Source organism: Pseudomonas sp. LB3P14 (assembly GCF_054898045.1).
On the sequence record NZ_CM142714.1, the window covers coordinates 4,859,122 to 4,877,745 of the forward strand.

General features: G+C 59.4%; 9 protein-coding genes and 1 pseudogene. 2 read left to right on the forward strand and 8 right to left on the reverse strand.

The features are described from left to right. Positions 1–4: 4 nt before the first annotated feature. From ACYZT5_RS22240 to putP, 4 genes are all read right to left on the reverse strand, one after another. A complete protein-coding gene (locus tag ACYZT5_RS22240) occupies positions 5–4,768 on the reverse strand; it encodes an RHS repeat-associated core domain-containing protein (RefSeq protein ID WP_462047428.1) in 4,764 nt (1,587 codons plus the stop codon). Then, positions 4,768–5,505: a DUF4123 domain-containing protein gene (locus ACYZT5_RS22245; protein ID WP_462047429.1), complete on the reverse strand. Its 738-nt coding sequence runs from the start codon at positions 5,503–5,505 to the stop codon at positions 4,768–4,770. Before ACYZT5_RS22245 ends, ACYZT5_RS22240 begins: the two co-directional genes overlap by 1 nt. Further along, positions 5,495–7,513, reverse strand: coding sequence for a type VI secretion system Vgr family protein (locus tag ACYZT5_RS22250; RefSeq protein WP_462047430.1), 2,019 nt, complete (start codon positions 7,511–7,513; stop codon positions 5,495–5,497). The genes ACYZT5_RS22245 and ACYZT5_RS22250 overlap by 11 nt, the downstream gene beginning before the upstream one ends. 351 nt (positions 7,514–7,864) lie before the next feature. Next, positions 7,865–9,349, reverse strand: a complete 1,485-nt coding sequence (gene putP, locus ACYZT5_RS22255; RefSeq protein WP_462047431.1) for a sodium/proline symporter PutP — start codon at positions 9,347–9,349, stop codon at positions 7,865–7,867. A 463-nt stretch (positions 9,350–9,812) separates the two neighbouring features. Here putP and putA point away from each other — a divergent pair, with 463 nt between their 5' ends. Both putA and ACYZT5_RS22265 read left to right on the forward strand, forming a co-directional pair. Further along, positions 9,813–13,766, forward strand: coding sequence for a trifunctional transcriptional regulator/proline dehydrogenase/L-glutamate gamma-semialdehyde dehydrogenase (putA, locus tag ACYZT5_RS22260; protein ID WP_462047432.1), 3,954 nt, complete (start codon positions 9,813–9,815; stop codon positions 13,764–13,766). Positions 13,767–13,992: 226 nt separating this feature from the next. Beyond that, a complete protein-coding gene (locus ACYZT5_RS22265) occupies positions 13,993–15,795 on the forward strand; it encodes an acyl-CoA dehydrogenase (protein ID WP_462047433.1) in 1,803 nt (600 codons plus the stop codon). Between the two features lie 119 nt (positions 15,796–15,914). Here the strand turns inward: ACYZT5_RS22265 and ACYZT5_RS22270 are convergent, their stop codons facing one another. The 4 genes and pseudogenes from ACYZT5_RS22270 to ACYZT5_RS22285 form a co-directional block, all read right to left on the reverse strand. Continuing rightward, positions 15,915–16,760, reverse strand: coding sequence for a methyl-accepting chemotaxis protein (locus ACYZT5_RS22270; RefSeq protein WP_462052293.1), 846 nt, complete (start codon positions 16,758–16,760; stop codon positions 15,915–15,917). 69 nt (positions 16,761–16,829) lie between these two features. Further along, a pseudogene (locus ACYZT5_RS22275) lies at positions 16,830–17,897 on the reverse strand (cache domain-containing protein); the annotation flags it as partial. Between the two features lie 55 nt (positions 17,898–17,952). Further along, positions 17,953–18,255 carry a cell division protein ZapA gene (locus ACYZT5_RS22280; protein ID WP_462047434.1) on the reverse strand — a complete coding sequence of 101 codons (303 nt, stop codon included), beginning with the start codon at positions 18,253–18,255 and terminating at the stop codon, positions 17,953–17,955. Next, the gene (locus ACYZT5_RS22285; RefSeq protein WP_008149645.1) at positions 18,252–18,482 is read right to left on the reverse strand and encodes a hypothetical protein; all 231 of its coding nucleotides are present in this window, start codon (positions 18,480–18,482) and stop codon (positions 18,252–18,254) included. The genes ACYZT5_RS22280 and ACYZT5_RS22285 overlap by 4 nt, the downstream gene beginning before the upstream one ends. Positions 18,483–18,624: the final 142 nt, after the last annotated feature.

Here is an 18,624-nt window from a genome sequence, read left to right on the forward strand (position 1 = left end):
TTCATCACTTAATCGGATATAACGTAAATGGAATGCCAGCATCACTAAACTTCATTTCAAAGCCGTGCAATTTAATAAGCCTTGGATTTTCCTTTGACCTAGTGTTTGGCACATATCCCTCCCCGGCACCCGGAAGCCTCATTCTAACGATGTTATTATCCTCCCCGTCCGTCCCCGTAAATCGAGATAGCCCTCGCTCAGTCCTCGTTGTTGCAAGAGTGTAAGCCTCGAGCATCAACTCCCAACTGCTAAATCTGGAGCTTGGATTACCCCGTTGGTGCCAGGGTTTTCTACCAGTTATCGGATCCGTACCATCAATAGCTCGCTGCTTCCATTTGGCATCTGGTACCGCTGGACTATGTTTCCCCACCATATGCATGCCGTGGCTTTTATCCAACCGTCTAACTTCTTTCTCGGCAAGCTCCTGAGCACTTAACTTAGGCTTCGGTAACTCAGGCTCACCCTCATCAACCTTAACGCCAGTCGTATCATCCGGCGCCTGACACCCAGGCTTATTCGGCGGCGGGCAATTTCCGCTCAACCCCAACGGATCAACCCACCCCGTCGGATTCGGCGTGTACTGATACTGGTTCAGCCCGCCCGCCAACTTGATCGGGTCCGGCGTCAGGTACCGTCCAACCTCCGGATCATAGTACCGATGCCGGTTGTAGTGCAGACCGCTCTCGGCGTCGAAGTACTGCCCCTGAAACCGTAACGGTTGCTCGAGCTGCTCTCCCCCACCGAATGCAAGGCGAGTGACTTTGCCGTAGGCGTTGTACTTCGCCGACCAGACAATCTCGCCACCAAAATCCGTCAGTTCCTGTGGCGTGCCGAGGTGGTCGAGCTGGTAGTAAAACGGGCAAGCCTTGCGCGGGCCTTTGCCGTCGAGCATGGCCAGTGGGCGGAAGCTGCCCGGTTCGTAGATGTAGCTGCGGTAGTGCTCGCGACTGCTTTCGGCGATGAGGTTGTCGCCTTGCCAGAAGAACTCGGTGGTGTTGCCGTCGACGGTTTTGCTGATGCGGCGGCCGAAGGCGTCGTAGCGATAATTTGAGCAACGACCGTCCGGGGTCGTGACGCCGACCAAGCGGTGCTGGCAGTCGTAGCGGTATTCGGTGACGAGTTTTTGCGCGGTGCCGCGGCGTTCGCGGATGAGGTTGCCGAAGGCGTCGTAGTCGTAATGGCGATCACCTTGCATCAGCAGGCGATTACCCAGCACCTTCGCGGCGCCGGGGCGGTCTTGCATCAGCAGGTTGCCCGCCGGGTCGTGGGCGAAGCTTTCCGGTGGGTCGTCGCGGGTGTGGCGGACGCGGGTCAGGCGGTTAAGCGGGTCGTATTGGTAATTGCGTTGGCCGTGACGGGTGTCGGCGATGCTGTCGAGATTGCCGTTGGCGCTGTAGGCATAGTCGCGGCGATACAGCGTTTGGTGCTGTTGACTGACGGCGTGGGCCTTCAATCGGCCCTGATCGTCGTAGGCATATTCGCTGAGCAGTTGTCCCTGCTGGCGTTGCTGTTCGCGGCCGAAGGCGAATTGGTGGGTCGTGAGTCGCGCGCCGTTGAGGTCGATGGCCGTCAGCGCACCGCCCTTGGCGTGGTGGTAATCGAGTTTGCTGCCGTCCGGCAGGCGCAGGCGATTCAGCTGACCGCAGGCGTCGTAGCCATAGCGCAAGGTGCCCCAGCCCTGATGTTCGGTGATCGGGCGGTCCTGCTGGTCGTACTCGAATTCCAGCGGATGGTCGTGGCCGTCATCGACGCTGATCAGGCGACCGAGACTGTCGTATCGGTATTCGACCTTGATGCCGTCGGGCAGGGTTTTGACTAGCAACCGCCCTGCTGAGTCTCGTTCATAAGCGGTAACCAGCTGTGAGCCGTCATCGCCGAACTCGGTTTTCTCCAACAGATGGCCGTTGAGGTCGTAGCTGTACGCCGTGCGTTGGCCGTCGAATCCGCTTTCCTGTCGGATCAGGCCGTTGGCCGTGTAGTCCAGCTGATACTTTTCGCCTGATTCGTTTTCGATTTCCGTGAGTAACAGTTGGGCGTTGTCGTAGCGATACTTCAGCTGGGTGCCGTCGGGATTGACCCGGCGGCTGACAAGGTGCAGATCGTCGACGTATTCGTAACGCGTGACGCGGCCCAGTTCATCGCGTTTGGCGGTGATCTTGCCGTAGGCGTTGTAGCTGAAGGCGCGGCTGGCGCCGGCAGGAAGCGTGGTCTGGATCAGTCGGCCGACGGCATCCCATTGGTACTGGGTGACGGCGCCATGTTCGTCCTGACGGGTAATCTGCCGCCCCAATGCATCGTAGGAAAACCGCCGCTGGCCACCGTCCGGCAAGGTCTCTTCGAGCAGTTGCCCCAAGGTGCTCCAGACGAAGACATGCCGGCTGTTGTCCGGGTAACGGATCGACAGCAACTGGCCTTTTTCGTCGTAGTGGTAGTGGGTGACATGGCCGTCGGGATCGGTCGCTTCGGTCACGTCCCCCTGAGCATTGCGCTGATACTTCCAGACCGCTTTGCCGCGATACCGCGCGTGCAGGAAACCGTTGCGGTACTCGTAGGCCGTCGGTTCGTCTTCCGGCGGAATCAGCGCAACCAGCCGTCCGACTTGGTCATAGTGGTATTCAGTGACGGCGCCCAGCGGATCCTGCTCGGCAATCAGCCGCCCCTGGTCGTCGTAGGCCTTGAGGTGTTCGCCACCATCCAGTTCGACCTTGCGCACCAGTCGCGCTCGATCGTCGTGGACGTAAACCTCTTCGCTGCCGTCGATGTTCTGAACGGTGACACTACCCTGGTCATCCCAGACATACCGCGCGTCCATCTGCGAAAACGACGCCCAGTGGCGGATGCATCGGGCAGCCTTGCCGGACCTTTCCCACGCCCAGAAGAAACTTGCCCCACCGGCCAATTGCCGCTGGAGAATGACGTGCTGATCGTCGTAGTCGTAGCGCTCGCTTTCACCGGCCGCGTTGGAGGCTTCGATCAGTTGCGAGCGTTCGTCGTAGTGGTAACTGACCAGTGTTTGCTCGGTGTGCCAAGCCTCATCGAGGGTTTGGGCCGGAACAAAAACCTGGTAGTCGACGGCGACCAAATGGCTGCGGTCATAGCGCAAAAGCAAGGCGCGACCGGCGGCGTTGTCGAGGCGTTTGATCCGGTCCTGGCGGTCACGGGTGATACGCAGTCGGTTGTCGTAAGCGTCGCTGATGGTTGTCAGTCGGCCGTTTTGAAAGTGATAGAACCGCGTGTCGTCACCCGCCTGAGCGAGGATCAGTTCTTCGGGTTGATCGCCCAGATAAATCGACGCGCGCGAGAGGCTGTTGTGGATCGCCGGGCGTTCGCGGTTCGGCAGCGGGAAGGTGGTGCGGCGGTTTTCGTGGTCGATCCAGTTGACGTGGTCGCCGTCGATTTCCAGTCGATGCGCGAGGCTGTGACTCCAGCCGAAACCGAGACCGCAGTCGATCTCGGCGGCGCTGGTGCGATAGAGCCGGGTGAAGTCGAACGGCAGGATGCCGTCCAGCGCACCGTCGGTGAGGGTCAGCAGTTCTTCGCCGGTGACCATCGACACCGGGCATTTGTTGGTGGCGGTTTTGTCGGCGGAGTCGGCGCTGTCGCCGTTGGGGTTTTTCGCTTGATCCGGGACGTCGTCGTGGTGTTCGTCTTTTTTCAGCGTGGTGTTCTTGCGGCCATTCCAGCGCAATTGCATCCGACCTTGTTTCAGACCGGCCGCGACGCCGCGCGCAGCGACTGTTTTGTAGCGATCGACGTACCCCATGAAGTTGTTGATGATCGTGACCATCGACTTCACGAAGCCCATTGCTGCCTCATAAATCTGCGCGCTGTACTTCATCAAGCGCACCGTGAGCCAGGCAATACCAACCCCGACCACGCTCAGCACCAGGCCAATCAACAAGTCGATGACCAAGCCAACCACGACCTTGGAAATGGCTTCCGCCGAGGACCCGGCCAGCTGCGAAGGTGGCAACGCTTCGAGCCACAGCGTCGCGGTGCGCATCAGCAAACACAGCGCTGCCTCGTCGCTGGCCAGCAACATGGCTTTTTCCATCAGGTCTGGAGCGCTTTCTGCGAGCCTGGCAAGTTCGCCAGCGCTTTCACCAAGCGTCTTGGCAAAGGCGTTGGGGTCTTTCAGGATGTCGGTAATTTCACCGATACCATCCCAAACCCCCTGAATTGCTGCCCAACCTCCTGCGAGCATTCCATTGCCCACCGCCGCCAACGAAGCTGACGCCGACTGCTGCGACCACTGCGGTTTAAACCCTTCCCACTCTTTGCGCAGCCAGCCTTCCAGCTCGTTCGTCAGGCCGTCGTAAGAGGAAAAAAGATCATTGATTTGATCCGGGGTGACTTCACTCTGGACATGCACGCGATAGAACTTTCCGGGCGTGCCCTTGAACTTTCCTTTGCCATGTTCATCGAGCGTGACCGATTTTTTTTCACCATCATCAATGGCAATCACATCGACCTGAATATTTCCCAACGGAATGTCGTAGACCGACTCGAACTTGCTCTCGATCTCAAGAATCCCGCTCCTCGGGCATTGCGCAACACTGGAGAAAAAATCTTCATCACCACTGCTTACAGACTTGCTGGTATTGCCCAGCTTGATCTTCCGCTCCATGCCCATCAGCGAGGGCATGTCCGTAGCCCGACTGACCTTGTCCGCATTCCTGCTTAGGAAGCCGCCGAGTTGTTGGCGATACACACTTAGGGTGTCTTTAAAGCCGTCGAGCTCCTGCTCGATACGCACAATCTGATCCATCAGTTCAGCTCCGCCATCAGGTATTCCACCAAGGCTGTTTTGGGTGCTTGAGGCAGATCCGGCGTCTCAAGAAAGATCGCGACCTTGTGCCGCAATACGCTTATCGAAAACGCCTCATAAAGATCAGGGCGGTCCTCGCCCAACCACTTCAGCAAGTTGTTGATACGGGTTGTTGCGGACTCCGTAGCGAGGTGTTTAAGCAGCGATTCAGAAACGTCCCACCACGGAAAAACCCTTGCGGTTTTCAACGCGCCGCCACCCATGTCGAGCGGCTGACCATTGATCAAACAGCGGTCGATCACAGGCATTAACTGCGTGGTATTAACTTCGGCAGACCGAAGAATGGGCAGCAAATAACGCCCGTCCCAGAAGCGGAAAAACACCGCGTTGCCGCTAGGCAAAAGGACCTGGGTAAGGCTGCGAAAATGCTCGACCAGCACTTCTTGAGAGGCCGAAGAAACCGCCAGCCAACCCCAATCGCGTGATTCGGTGTTGGCGACCCACTCCAGAAACTCACTGCCAGCGGCGACGATTCCGACATAGGGCATCACCGGTTCCCACTCGGCGTAAGCGGTGTCGGCCCAAATCGGACTGGGTGCTTGAGCCGTGCTCGAACGCTGCCAAGCTTTGAACGGTTCAGCGGCGCTCGTATTGCTGAAGATGGCGAACAATTGTTCCGATGGTTTCAGCGGTTGGCGATTGAGCCAGTCATGGGGCGACAAACGATCAGGCTGCACAGACACCACCTTTGCAACGCTCGCATTCCTCACAGAACGGCGCATCACTTTTCAGGCTCAGAATCTGTGCGGCACTCAGCAGTGCCGCCGGAGCGGCGACGAGATTCAGCAGCGTATCCGGTATGGACGGCGCAGCAGCCATGGCCGGCATCAACGCACCACCGACCTGAATCGGCACGCTGCTGAAAATCCCGCCCGGCCCAATGTTGATCCACTGCCCGCCCGCCTGAATCGTCGCACTGGCACCGCCATCGATCACCACTTGCTGACCGGCGCTGACGTGGAATTGCTGACTGGCATTCAGCGCCTGGCTGGTCACACGAATGTGTCGGTCGCCGATCACTACCAAGTGATCGTCCAGCTTCACTTCAGTCTGGCGTTGACCGTGGGTGATGCGTTGCTCGTCGGCCTTCAGCTCATGGCGAGCGGTACCGGTGACGACGATGCTGCGCTGGTTATCGACCTGCACCTGTTGATCGTTCAACACGTGCTGGGTCCAGTTTCGCTGGGCGCGCAGGTAGATTTCCTCGGCGCCTTTGCGATCCTCGATGCGCAATTCGTTGTAACCGCCTCCACCGGGACTGCTTTGGCTGCGGAAAATGCTGCGGGTCTTGTCGGCGGGCAGGTCGAGCGGCACCGGTGTCGCCGCGTTTGGCAGGCAACCCATCACCAGTGGTTTATCCGCATCGGCGTCGATGAACCCGACCAGCACTTCCATGCCGACTCGCGGGATCAGCACGCTGCCGTAACGGTCGTGCGCCCAGCCGGTGGCAACGCGCAGCCAGCAACTGGAATGTTCATTGAGTTGACCGTCACGGTCCCAGGCGAGCTGAACCTTGACCCGACCGAACTCGTCGCAATGGATTTCGCTGTCGGTCGGGCCGGTGACCACGGCAGGTTGATAGCCGAGCATGCGTGGTTTTTCCGGCCCGAGCGACGGACGAAACGAAACGTCCCACGGTATTGCCAGAAAGGTATTGCGATAACCCTGGAAATCATCCGGGCTGTCGCTGGTGACCGACTCTTCCAGCACTTGCGGCTGGCGACCTCGGTGCTCAATGTCGGTGATCAACCACAGGTCATTCCACGCCTGGCGCGGGTGTTCGGCGAGCTGTAGGAAGTGCCCGCAGACCAACGCAGATTCGTCGCCACGACCTTCGGCCTGACGGAAGTCGGCGTTGTGGCGTTCGAGTGCTCGTTGAGCCAGATGTTTACCGTGTTCGCGATCCGTGAATTGGCCAGGAAAGTGATAATCCTCCAGCACCGGTCGCTGTTCGCTGTCGAGGCGGCTTTCAAGTTGCAGGCGCGGTTTGCGGAAGTCGTAATCGCGACGGGTTACCGCTGTCGTCCGGGTTTCCAGCCGCACGTTGAAACGCTTGATGGCCGGCGCATCCGCCGCCATTCCGCTGCCCGGCAGGTATAGCGTCGGCTCGGGCAGACGAGGGAAAACCGTCTGGTCATCACCAAACACCAGCAGGTGCCCGTCGAGGCTGTGCTGAAAGTGGTAGTGAATCCCGATCTCGGCACACAGCCGCTGGATGAACGCCAGATCGTTTTCGGCGTATTGCACACAGTACTCGCGCGCTGGGTAATCGCTGCCGAGCCGAAACTCGAAGGCGTCGCGCTGGATGCCGTGGTCCTTGAGGATTTGCGCGACGATCGTCGGCACGCTTTTGTGCTGGAAGATCCGCTGATTGATGCGCTGGCCGAGGTACGCCAGTCGCGGTACGAGACTGATTTGGTAACCCGTCAGGCGTTGTCCGGAATCGCTTTGGCCGACCCGAAAAATCTGACCATGAATGCCGGAACCTTGTGCATCAAAACTCAGAAACGCCTGACGATGCAGCAGGCTTTCGAGTTCGATGTCCGGCCGTTCGCTGACCAGTTCCAGGTCAAAACGGTAGGGCTGGCTGATGGCTTCCTTGCCCGTGAACTCAAGTACCTTGAGCTCATTCTGGACGCCGTCGATCGTCAACGTGAAACGCGGTTGATTGGCAGGAGCGAACATCCGATGTGTCTCTGCAGAATGAAGGCGGGCGATTCTGCATGAGCGACAATGGGCATTGATGGAGGGACAGGAAAATCAGATTTGCCCTACTTTTTTAGGGAATCTTCCTTCAAAAATCGGGATGTTTGGCTACAGACATTCCCCGCAAAAGTAGTGTGTTACAGCTGATGGCCCCTTCGCGGGCAAGCCTCGCTCCTACAGAACACACAAATCCGTAGGAGCGAGGCTTGCCCGCGAAGAGGCCATCAAAAACACCAAACCTTTCCCCGCAAACAAAAAAACGGCCCGCCTCCAAAAGGAAGCGGGCCGTTTTCATGTTCGGCGAAAGGTTAGAGCATCAGCTCATCCCCATCACTTGTTCAGACGGAAATCTGCCTCGGCAGCGGCGAAGCGCTGAAGCATGCCTTTAGTAGGCTCGCCCAGTTTGCTGACGATGTAGATCGCCAGGCTGGCGAAGATGAAACCAGGGATGATTTCGTACAGACCCAGCAGCTCAAAGTGCTTCCAGACGATCACGGTGATCGCGCCGACCAGGATGCCTGCCAGTGCGCCGTTACGGGTCATGTCTTTCCAGATCACGGAGATCAGAACAACCGGCCCGAAAGCAGCGCCGAAACCGGCCCAGGCGTAGCTGACCAGACCCAGAACACGGTTATTCGGGTTGGCGGCCAGAGCGATAGCGATCAGGGCAACCAGCAGCACCATGGCGCGACCCACCCAGACCAACTCGACCTGGGAAGCGGTTTTACGCAGGAAGGTTTTGTAGAAGTCTTCGGTCAGGGCGCTCGAGCACACCAGCAACTGGCAGCTCAGGGTGCTCATGACCGCAGCCAGAATGGCCGACAGCAGTACACCGGCGACCCATGGGTTGAAGAGAATTTTGGCCAGTTCGATAAACACACGCTCGTGGTTTTCGCTCACGGGCATTGCCACGGCAGGGTTTGCCGAGAAGTAGGCAATACCGAAGAAACCCACAGCCACGGTGCCGCCCAGGCACAGGATCATCCAGGTCATGGAGATACGGCGAGCGTTAGCGATCGACTTGACCGAATCCGCCGCCATGAAACGCGCGAGGATGTGCGGCTGGCCGAAATAGCCCAGGCCCCAGCCCATCAGCGAAATCACGCCGATGAAGGTGGTGTTTTTCAGCATGTCGAAGTTGCTTGGATCTTGTGCTTCGATGGCCAGGAACGTGGTGTCGATGCCGCCGGTGGCCAGCAGCACGATGATCGGCGTCAGCAACAGGGCAAAGATCATCAGGGTCGCTTGTACGGTGTCAGTCCAGCTCACGGCCAGGAAACCACCGACAAAGGTGTAGGCAATCGTCGCCGCAGCACCGGCCCACAGCGCCGTCTCGTAGGACATGCCGAAGGTGCTTTCGAACAGACGGGCGCCGGCCACGATGCCGGAAGCGCAGTAGATGGTGAAGAACACCAGAATCACAACCGCCGAGATGATCCGCAGCAGGCCGCTTTTGTCTTCGAAACGGCTGGAGAAGTAGTCCGGCAGGGTCAACGCATCACCGTTGTGCTCGGTCTGCACGCGCAGACGGCCGGCGACGAACAGCCAGTTCAGGTAAGCACCGACGATCAGGCCGATGGCGATCCAGCTTTCGGACAGACCGGACATGTAGATGGCGCCCGGCAGGCCCATCAACAACCAGCCGCTCATGTCGGAGGCGCCAGCGGACAATGCTGTCACGACACTGCCCAGGCTGCGACCGCCCAGAATGTAGTCAGAAAGGTTGTTGGTGGAGCGATAGGCCATCAAGCCGATCAGCACCATTGCTGCGATGTAGATCACGAACGTGATCAGGGTTGGATTGCTTACGCTCATTCGAGTGATGCCCTGGCTTTGTTTTTATGTAGCGGCGAAGTGTGAAACGCCGACAAACGACAACGTTTGTTGAAACGATTTCCAGCCCCGCGCATTTATGACTGATGTTTCCCCAGGAAAGCCATCAGCCGGCGCACCTGACTTTTTAGCCGGTTGCACCTTGGGCGCGAATCCTATTCAACAACGCAAATAAGGTGCAACCAGTTTCTTTGGAATAAGTTGCACCTAGTCGGATTTTCGTGAAAAACGTCCGTTTTTGCTCCTTTTTAGGGCAGTTCGGACATTTTGCTAGAAGCAAAAGCACCAAGCAGAAGCGGTACGCTCGTACCGGAATTTATTTCCTGACGAGCTGCTTATAATTCCGACAAAAAAAGGGTTGCACCCGGTTGCACCTCGAGAGTTGCGCAGCTAATCTTGCCGCCAGCTGATGCCACGCGGTCGTGGCAAACATGAGGATAAAAATATGGCTACCACCACCCTTGGGGTCAAACTTGATGACCCGACCCGCGAGCGCCTCAAGGCCGCCGCGACCTCGATTGATCGCACGCCGCACTGGCTGATCAAGCAGGCAATTTTCAATTACCTGGAAAAACTCGAGGGTGGTGCAACCCTGACCGAGCTGAGCGGTTTGATCAGCAAAGACGCTGACGACGCCGGCGAAGTCCACGCGGACCACGCGCACCAGTGCTTCCTGGAATTTGCCGAAAGCATCCTGCCGCAATCGGTGCTGCGCGCTTCGATCACCGCCGCTTACCGTCGCCCTGAGCCGGAAGTGGTGCCGATGCTGATCGAGCAGGCTCGCCTGCCGGTTGCCATGGCCGAAGCCACCAACAAGCTCGCCGCCTCGATTGCCGAAAAACTGCGCAATCAGAAGAGCGCCGGCGGCCGTGCCGGGATTGTTCAGGGCCTGTTGCAGGAATTTTCCTTGTCGTCCCAGGAAGGCGTGGCACTGATGTGCCTGGCAGAAGCGCTGCTGCGTATTCCGGACAAAGGCACCCGTGACGCGCTGATCCGCGACAAGATCAGCACCGGCAACTGGCACCCGCACTTGGGCAACAGCCCGTCGTTGTTCGTCAACGCCGCCACTTGGGGCTTGCTGCTGACCGGCAAACTGGTCGCCACCCACAACGAAGCCGGCCTGACTTCGTCGTTGAGCCGCATCATCGGCAAGAGCGGCGAGCCGATGATCCGCAAGGGCGTCGACATGGCCATGCGCCTGATGGGCGAGCAGTTCGTGACCGGCGAAACCATCGCCGAAGCCCTGGCCAACGCCAGCAAGTTCGAAGCCAAAGGCTTCCGCTATTCCTACGACATGCTGGGTGAAGCCGCACTCACCGAGCACGATGCCCAGAAGTACCTGGCCTCGTATGAACAAGCCATCCACTCGATCGGCAAAGCGTCCCACGGTCGTGGGATTTATGAAGGTCCGGGCATTTCCATCAAGTTGTCGGCATTGCACCCGCGTTACAGCCGTGCGCAGTACGAACGTGTGATGGACGAGCTGTATCCGCGCCTGCTGTCGCTGACGCTGCTGGCCAAGCAATACGACATCGGCCTGAACATCGACGCCGAAGAAGCCGACCGCCTCGAGCTGTCGCTGGATCTGCTGGAGCGCCTGTGCTTCGAGCCGCAACTGACCGGTTGGAACGGCATCGGTTTCGTGATTCAGGCTTATCAAAAGCGTTGCCCGTATGTGATCGACTACGTGATCGACCTGGCTCGCCGCAGCCGTCATCGCCTGATGATTCGCCTGGTGAAAGGCGCGTACTGGGACAGCGAAATCAAGCGCGCCCAGGTCGAAGGCCTGGAAGGCTATCCGGTCTACACCCGCAAGGTGTACACCGACGTTTCCTACATCGCCTGCGCGCGAAAACTGTTGTCGGTACCGGAAGTCATCTACCCGCAGTTCGCCACACACAACGCCCACACCCTGTCAGCCATCTACCACATCGCCGGTCAGAACTATTACCCCGGCCAGTACGAGTTCCAGTGCCTGCACGGCATGGGCGAACCGCTGTACGAACAGGTTGTAGGTAAAGTTTCCGAAGGCAAGTTGAACCGTCCGTGCCGCGTGTACGCACCGGTCGGTACTCACGAAACGCTGCTGGCGTACCTGGTGCGTCGTCTGCTGGAAAACGGCGCGAACACCTCGTTCGTCAACCGCATCGCCGACCAGTCTATTTCGATCCAGGAGCTGGTGGCCGATCCAGTGGCCAGCATCGAGCAGATGGCGACGCTGGAAGGCGGCTTCGGCCTGCCACACCCGCGTATCCCGCTGCCGCGTGATCTTTATGGTGCCGAGCGCGCCAACTCCAGCGGCATCGACATGGCCAACGAACATCGTCTGGCTTCGCTGTCCTGCGCCCTGCTGGCGACCGCTCATAACCACTGGAAAGCTGCGCCGATGCTCGGTTGCGAGTCCAGCACTGAAACCCCTGCGCCAGTCCTGAACCCGTCCGATCTGCGTGATGTGGTCGGCCATGTGCAAGAAGCCACCGTCGAAGACGTCGACAACGCGATCCAGTGCGCCCTGAACGCTGCGCCAATCTGGCAGGCCACTCCGCCCGCCGAACGTGCCGCGATTCTGGAACGTGCCGCCGATTTGATGGAAGGCGAGATCCAGCCGCTGATGGGCCTGCTGGCTCGCGAAGCTGGCAAGACCTTCGCCAACGCCATCGCCGAAGTGCGTGAAGCCGTGGACTTCCTGCGTTATTACGCGGTGCAGGCTCGCAACGATTTCACCAACGACGCCCACCGCCCACTGGGTCCGGTGGTGTGCATCAGCCCGTGGAACTTCCCGCTGGCGATTTTCAGTGGCCAAGTCGCTGCAGCACTGGCCGCCGGCAACCCGGTACTCGCCAAGCCTGCGGAACAAACCCCGCTGGTGGCTGCTCAGGCCGTGCGCTTGCTGCTCGAAGCCGGGATTCCGGAAGGCGTGCTGCAACTGCTGCCGGGTCGCGGCGAAACCGTCGGCGCCCGTCTGGTCGGTGACGATCGGGTCAAAGGCGTGATGTTCACTGGCTCCACCGAAGTCGCTCGCTTGCTGCAACGCAACGTCGCCGGTCGTCTGGATGCTCAGGGCCGCCCGATTCCGCTGATCGCCGAAACCGGTGGCCAGAACGCCATGATCGTCGACTCCTCGGCACTGACCGAACAGGTTGTGATCGACGTGGTGTCGTCGGCCTTCGACAGCGCCGGTCAACGTTGCTCGGCACTGCGAGTGTTGTGCTTGCAGGAAGATTCCGCTGACCGTGTCATCGAAATGCTCAAAGGTGCCATGGCTGAATGCCGTCTCGGTAATCCAGAGCGCCTGTCCGTGGACATCGGCCCGGTGATCGACGCCGAAGCCAAGGCGGGCATCGAGAAGCACATCCAGGCCATGCGCGACAAAGGTCGCAGCGTGTACCAGGTGGCAATCGCCAATACCGAAGAAGTCAAACGCGGCACCTTCGTGATGCCGACGTTGATCGAGCTGGAAAGCTTCGACGAACTGCAACGGGAGATCTTCGGCCCAGTGCTGCACGTGGTTCGCTACAAGCGCAAAGACATCGATCAGCTGATTGGTCAGATCAACGCTTCCGGTTACGGCCTGACGCTGGGCGTGCACACCCGTATCGACGAGACCATCGCCAAGGTGATCGACAACGTCAACGCCGGTAACGTCTATGTGAACCGCAACATTGTCGGTGCCGTGGTCGGCGTGCAGCCGTTCGGCGGCGAAGGCTTGTCGGGTACTGGCCCGAAAGCCGGTGGTCCGCTGTACCTGTACCGTCTGCTGTCGACGCGTCCTACCGATGCGATCGAACAATCCTTCGCTCGTGGTGACGCCATCGCAGCACCGGATGTTCGTCTGCGTGACGCCATGAGCAAACCGCTGACTGCCCTGAAGGCCTGGGCCGACAGCAACAAGTTCGCTGATCTGAGCACCCTGTGCGTACAGTTCGCGGCGCAATCGCAAAGCGGCATCACCCGTGTTCTGGCTGGCCCGACCGGCGAGCGCAACAGCTACGCCATCCTGCCGCGCGAACACGTGCTGTGCCTGGCGGACGTCGAAGGCGATCTGCTGACTCAGCTGGCGGCGGTATTGGCGGTAGGTGGTTCGGCGGTATGGCTGGAAGCTGAATTGACCAAGGCGTTGTCCGCACGTCTGCCGAAGGAAGTTCAGGCACGGATCAAGCTGGTTTCCGACTGGAGCAAGGACGAAGTGCTGTTTGATGCGGCTCTGCATCACGGCCATTCCGATCAGCTGCGCGCGGTCTGCCAGCAAGTGGCCAAGCGTGCTGGTGCGATTGTTGGGGTTCATGGCTTGTCCCAGGGCGAGACCAACATTGCGCTGGAGCGGTTGGTGATTGAGCGGGCGTTGAGTGTTAACACTGCGGCGGCGGGTGGTAATGCCAGTTTGATGACTATCGGCTAACTCTCCCTTGTGATCGTTCCCACGCTCTGCGTGGGAATGCCTCCTGTGACGCTCCGCGTCACGCCGTTTGGGGACGCGGAGCGTCCCGGGCTGCATTCCCACGCGGAGCGTGGGAACGATCATGCCCTGCCCTTGTTTTGCCTCTCCATCACGCTCATCAATCTTCCTGTTCACCCCGCCCTTCCCACGCCTAGACTCGGTCCATTCCAAAAAAAGGTAGGCCGACATGTCCGAGACGTTGCTCAGTTCCCGCAATCTGGCTTTCGAGCTGTATGAAGTCCTCGATGCCGAGGGCCTGACTCAGCGCGAGCGTTTCGCCGAGCACAACCGCGAGACTTTCGATGCCGCCATCGGCACTGCCCGCAGCATCGCCGAGAAGTTCTTCGCCCCGCACAACCGCAAGGGCGACGAGAATGAGCCGCGCTATGAAGACGGTCAGGCGATTCTGATTCCGGAGGTGAAACCGGCGGTAGATGCCTTCCTTGAAGCCGGTTTCCTCAACGCGGCGCGCAGTTTCGATGCGGGTGGCATGCAACTTCCTACGCTGTTGTCCCAAGCCTGCTTCGCTCACTTTCAATCAGCCAACGCGGCGTCGACCTCTTATCCGTTCCTGACCATGGGCGCGGCGAACCTGATCGAAAGCTTTGGTACAGATGAGCAGAAGCAGCGCTTCCTGCAGCCGATGATCGATGGCCGCTTCTTCGGCACCATGGCCCTGACCGAGCCACATGCCGGCTCGTCGCTGTCGGATATTCGTACCCGCGCCGAGCCTGTGTCTGACGGCACCTATCGCCTGAAGGGCAACAAGATCTTCATCTCCGGCGGCGACCATCCGCTGTCGGAAAACATCGTGCACATGGTGCTGGCCAAGTTGCCGGATGCACCGGCCGGGGTGAAAGGTATTTCGCTGTTCATCGTGCCCAAGTTTCTAGTCAACGACGACGGTAGCCTGGGCAAACGTAACGACGTGCTGCTGGCCGGGTTGTTCCACAAGATGGGCTGGCGCGGCACTACCTCCACCGCACTGAACTTTGGCGATAACGGTGAGTGTGTCGGCTACCTTGTGGGTAAGCCGCACCACGGCCTGAGCTACATGTTCCAGATGATGAACGAGGCGCGGATCGGCGTCGGCATGGGCGCGGTGATGCTCGGTTACGCCGGCTATCTGTATTCCCTGGAGTACGCCCGCGAGCGTCCGCAGGGTCGCGTACCGGACAGCAAGGACCCGAACACTGCGCCGGTGGCGATCATTCAGCACGCCGACGTCAAACGCATGCTGCTGACTCAGAAAGCGTACGTAGAAGGCTCGTTCGACCTCGGGCTGTACGCGGCACGGCTGTTCGATGACACCACGACCCTTGAGACTGAAGCCGAGCGCAAACAGGCCCATGAGCTGCTGGATTTGCTGACACCGATCGTCAAATCCTGGCCGTCTGAGTTTTGCCTGAAGGCCAACGAATTGGCGATCCAGATTCTTGGCGGCCACGGTTACACCCGCGAATATCCGGTTGAGCAGTACTACCGCGACAACCGCTTGAACCCGATTCATGAAGGCACGCACGGCATTCAGTCGCTGGACCTGTTGGGCCGCAAACTGGCGCAGAACGGTGGTGCGGGGCTCAAGCAACTGATTCGACTGATCGCCGACACTGCTGAGCGAGCGCAGGCGCATGAGTCGTTGACCGCGCTGCGTGAACCGCTGGAGAAACTGGTGGCACGCCTGCAAACGGTGACCATTGGCCTGCTGACGGATCTCGGGCAAGGCAAGGTCAACAGCAGCCTGGCGAACTCGGCGCTGTATTTGAAAGTGTTCGGGCACACGGTGATTGGCTGGCGCTGGCTGGAACAGGCGATTCGCGCTGAGGAAGGGTTGGCCAAGGGTAATGCGGCGGATGTGAGCTTCTATAAAGGCAAGCTGCAGGCGGCGCGGTATTTCCTGACGTGGGAAGTGCCGGGTTGCCACCATGAGCTGGCGATTCTTGAGGCGCGGGATGATGTGTGCCTGGGGATGCAGGATGAATGGTTCTGACCCCCTCACACTGATCGTTCCCACGCTCCGCGTGGGAATGCCTCAGGGGACGCTCCGCGTTCCAATGGGACGCGGAGCGTCCCGGGCTGCATTCCCACGCGGAGCGTGGGAACGATCAGTTAGGTAAGTTTGAACCCACCCATCTGCCGCGCCAAATCATCCGCCAACCGCTGCAACGTCTGACAATCCTCACGACAAGCCCTGACTTCCCCCGCCGTAGCCCGGGCCAAATCGGAAATCCCCTGCACGTTCCGGTTGATCTCTTCGGTCACCGCCGACTGCTCTTCCGTCGCCGTCGCTACCTGATGGTTCATATCGCTGATCCGCTCGACCTGCCCGGTAATCGCCGTCAACGACGCCCCGGTGCGCTGGCTCGACTCAACCCCAGTGCCCGTCGCCGCCTGCCCGGAATGCATCGACGAGACCGCATTCTCCGCGCCTTGCTTGAGGCTGCCGATCATCTGCTGAATTTCATCAGTCGATGACTGAGTCCGCCGCGCCAACGTCCGCACCTCATCCGCCACCACCGCAAACCCACGACCCATGTCCCCGGCTCGCGCCGCTTCAATGGCCGCGTTGAGCGCCAGCAAATTGGTCTGCTCGGAAATCCCGCGAATCACTGCCAGCACCTGATCGATGGATGCCACCTGATGGGCCAACTCGCCCACCGCACTGGCAGCGAGGCCAATCTCATCGGACATGCTTTCAATATGCCGGATCGACCCGCCCACCACTTCCCGCGCCTGCATCGCCTCATCGCGAGCAGTTTGTGAAGCCACCGCAGCGTTGCCGGCGTTCTGGGCGATTTCCTGCACGGTCAGGCCCATTTCGTGGACGGCGGTGGCGACCATGTCGGTCATTTCCTGCTGCCGGCCGGAGCGTTCGGCGGTGTTGTCCACCACCCGCGCCACCTGGCCGACTGCCGTGCGTAAGCGCTCGCTGGTGGTCAGCACTTCGCCGATCATGTCGCGCTGGCTTTCCAGGAATCGATTGAAGCCGCGAGCCAGGTCACCCAGTTCATCGGCGCGACTGGAATCTAACCTGTGGGTCAAATCTCCACCACCGCTACCGATGGCTACCAGTGCCGCTGTTACCTGACGGATCGGCCGCACCAATCCACGGGCCAACAACACCACCAGCATCAGGCAAACCAGCGCCACCGCCAGGCCGATGCCGCTGCTCATCCACATCGCGCGGCGGGCTTCGGCGTAGATCTGCGACTGCGGCACTTCGGCCACCAGGGTCCAACCCAAGTCCCGCAACGGCAGGCTCAATGCCAGGAAATCTTCGCCATCGCGATCGAAGCTGCTGTGGGTGGCAGCTTGTTGGCCCATGATGGCTTGCGCTGCCGGGGCGCCAATCTGTTCGGACAAGGAGCGTTTGCCGCTGAACTGCGCTTCGGGGTGAACCTGGATCAAACCGTCGGAACGCACGAGATAGACCTTGCCGCGCTCACCGAAGTTGAAGTTGTGGATCAGCTCCGACAGCTCTTTCATGCTCAGGCCGAGCCCGGCAACACCCACGACTTTGCCGGCCTGCTCGACCTTGAAGTCAATGAACAGGGCCAATTCGCCGGTGGCGGTGTCATTGTCGATATTGAGGGTGCCCGGCTGGTTGCTGTCGAGGAATGCATAGAACCAGGCGTCCTTTGGATTGGAGCGACTGAGGGTCCGGTCCAGGCCTTTTTCAGTGAAGTAATGGTTGGACGCGGTGCCGACAATAATCGCGGTAAAGGCTTTGTGCTCGGAGCGGATGCCTTCGAGATAGGTGACGAAGGTGTTGGTCTGAGCACTGTTTTCACCCCCGGCCAACCAGTCACGCACCATGCTGTTGCTGGCGATGTCCTTGGCGGCGGTGAGGGGTTGAACGAGGATTCGCTCGATGTCGTTGCGCATCGCTTCGATGCTCGACGGCAGCGCTTGTTCGACCAGATAGCGCTGGGCGAGACGGTTGACCACGAGGGTATAAACGCCAACCACGATCAGAATACTGACCAGCAGGGCGGTGCCCATGCTCAGGATCAACTGCCATTGAATACTGCGTCGCCAGAACTGCATGGAGCACCCCCAAAGAATAAGAGGCTGAAACACTGCAACAGCCATGCCGATTGTATACAACGCAAACGACAATTTATTCTTTGGTTGTGCGCAAAGCCGATCAGGCCTGATTGATCGTCTTGGAGATCACTTCAACCGTGGCGCTGACTTGCTCTTGGTAACGGTCGAGTTCCTGCTGATGCTGCTTCTTCATTTCAATCTGCTGGGAGCACAGATTCATCGCCGCCAGCACCAACAAGCGGTCACCGATCAGCGTCGGGTACTTCTTTTTGGTGTCGGCCAGGGCAGCCTTCAGCATTAATGCGGCGTCCAGCAGGGTTTGCTCTTCCCCGGCCGGCGCCTTGATCGAATAGTCCTCCCCCAGGATCGAGACGACTTTTACCCCTGCGGCGCCGTGATTCATGCGCTGACTGGGCCGGCGCTGACGCGCTCAACCAGGGCCTGGATGCGTGCGGCGGTGGCGCCTTGTTTCTCTTCCTGCTCCATCAGGCTCAGCTGCAGGCTTTCGTTTTCATCCTTGGCCTGGGCCAATTCTGCGCTGAGGGTTTGGTTGGTGCCGAGCAGGGTCTGGTTCTGTTGCACCAGGTCGCTGACCAGCTGTTCCAATTGGCTTAGGGATGCTTCCAACATTTTGATTTTCCAAGCATTTTCAAAGGGCGCGTACGATAAAGAAAAGTCACCACGGATGCCAGGGTTATTCAGGCGCAAGGCCTTGATTTTGCTGGCGAGTGACCTTCCTCGCGAACTTTAAAGACTGTGATTGGCAGATCTG

What these genes read in the sequence shown, in the direction of transcription:
- ACYZT5_RS22280 (WP_462047434.1), bottom strand. Translation starts at nt 18,255, where the DNA reads ATGAATCACGGCGCCGCAGGGGTAAAAGTCGTCTCGATCCTGGGGGAG.
- putP (WP_462047431.1), bottom strand. Translation starts at nt 9,349, where the DNA reads ATGAGCGTAAGCAATCCAACCCTGATCACGTTCGTGATCTACATCGCA.
- putA (WP_462047432.1), top strand. Translation starts at nt 9,813, where the DNA reads ATGGCTACCACCACCCTTGGGGTCAAACTTGATGACCCGACCCGCGAG.
- ACYZT5_RS22265 (WP_462047433.1), top strand. Translation starts at nt 13,993, where the DNA reads ATGTCCGAGACGTTGCTCAGTTCCCGCAATCTGGCTTTCGAGCTGTAT.
- ACYZT5_RS22250 (WP_462047430.1), bottom strand. Translation starts at nt 7,513, where the DNA reads ATGTTCGCTCCTGCCAATCAACCGCGTTTCACGTTGACGATCGACGGC.
- ACYZT5_RS22240 (WP_462047428.1), bottom strand. Translation starts at nt 4,768, where the DNA reads ATGGATCAGATTGTGCGTATCGAGCAGGAGCTCGACGGCTTTAAAGAC.
- ACYZT5_RS22270 (WP_462052293.1), bottom strand. Translation starts at nt 16,760, where the DNA reads ATGATCGGCGAAGTGCTGACCACCAGCGAGCGCTTACGCACGGCAGTC.
- ACYZT5_RS22285 (WP_008149645.1), bottom strand. Translation starts at nt 18,482, where the DNA reads ATGTTGGAAGCATCCCTAAGCCAATTGGAACAGCTGGTCAGCGACCTG.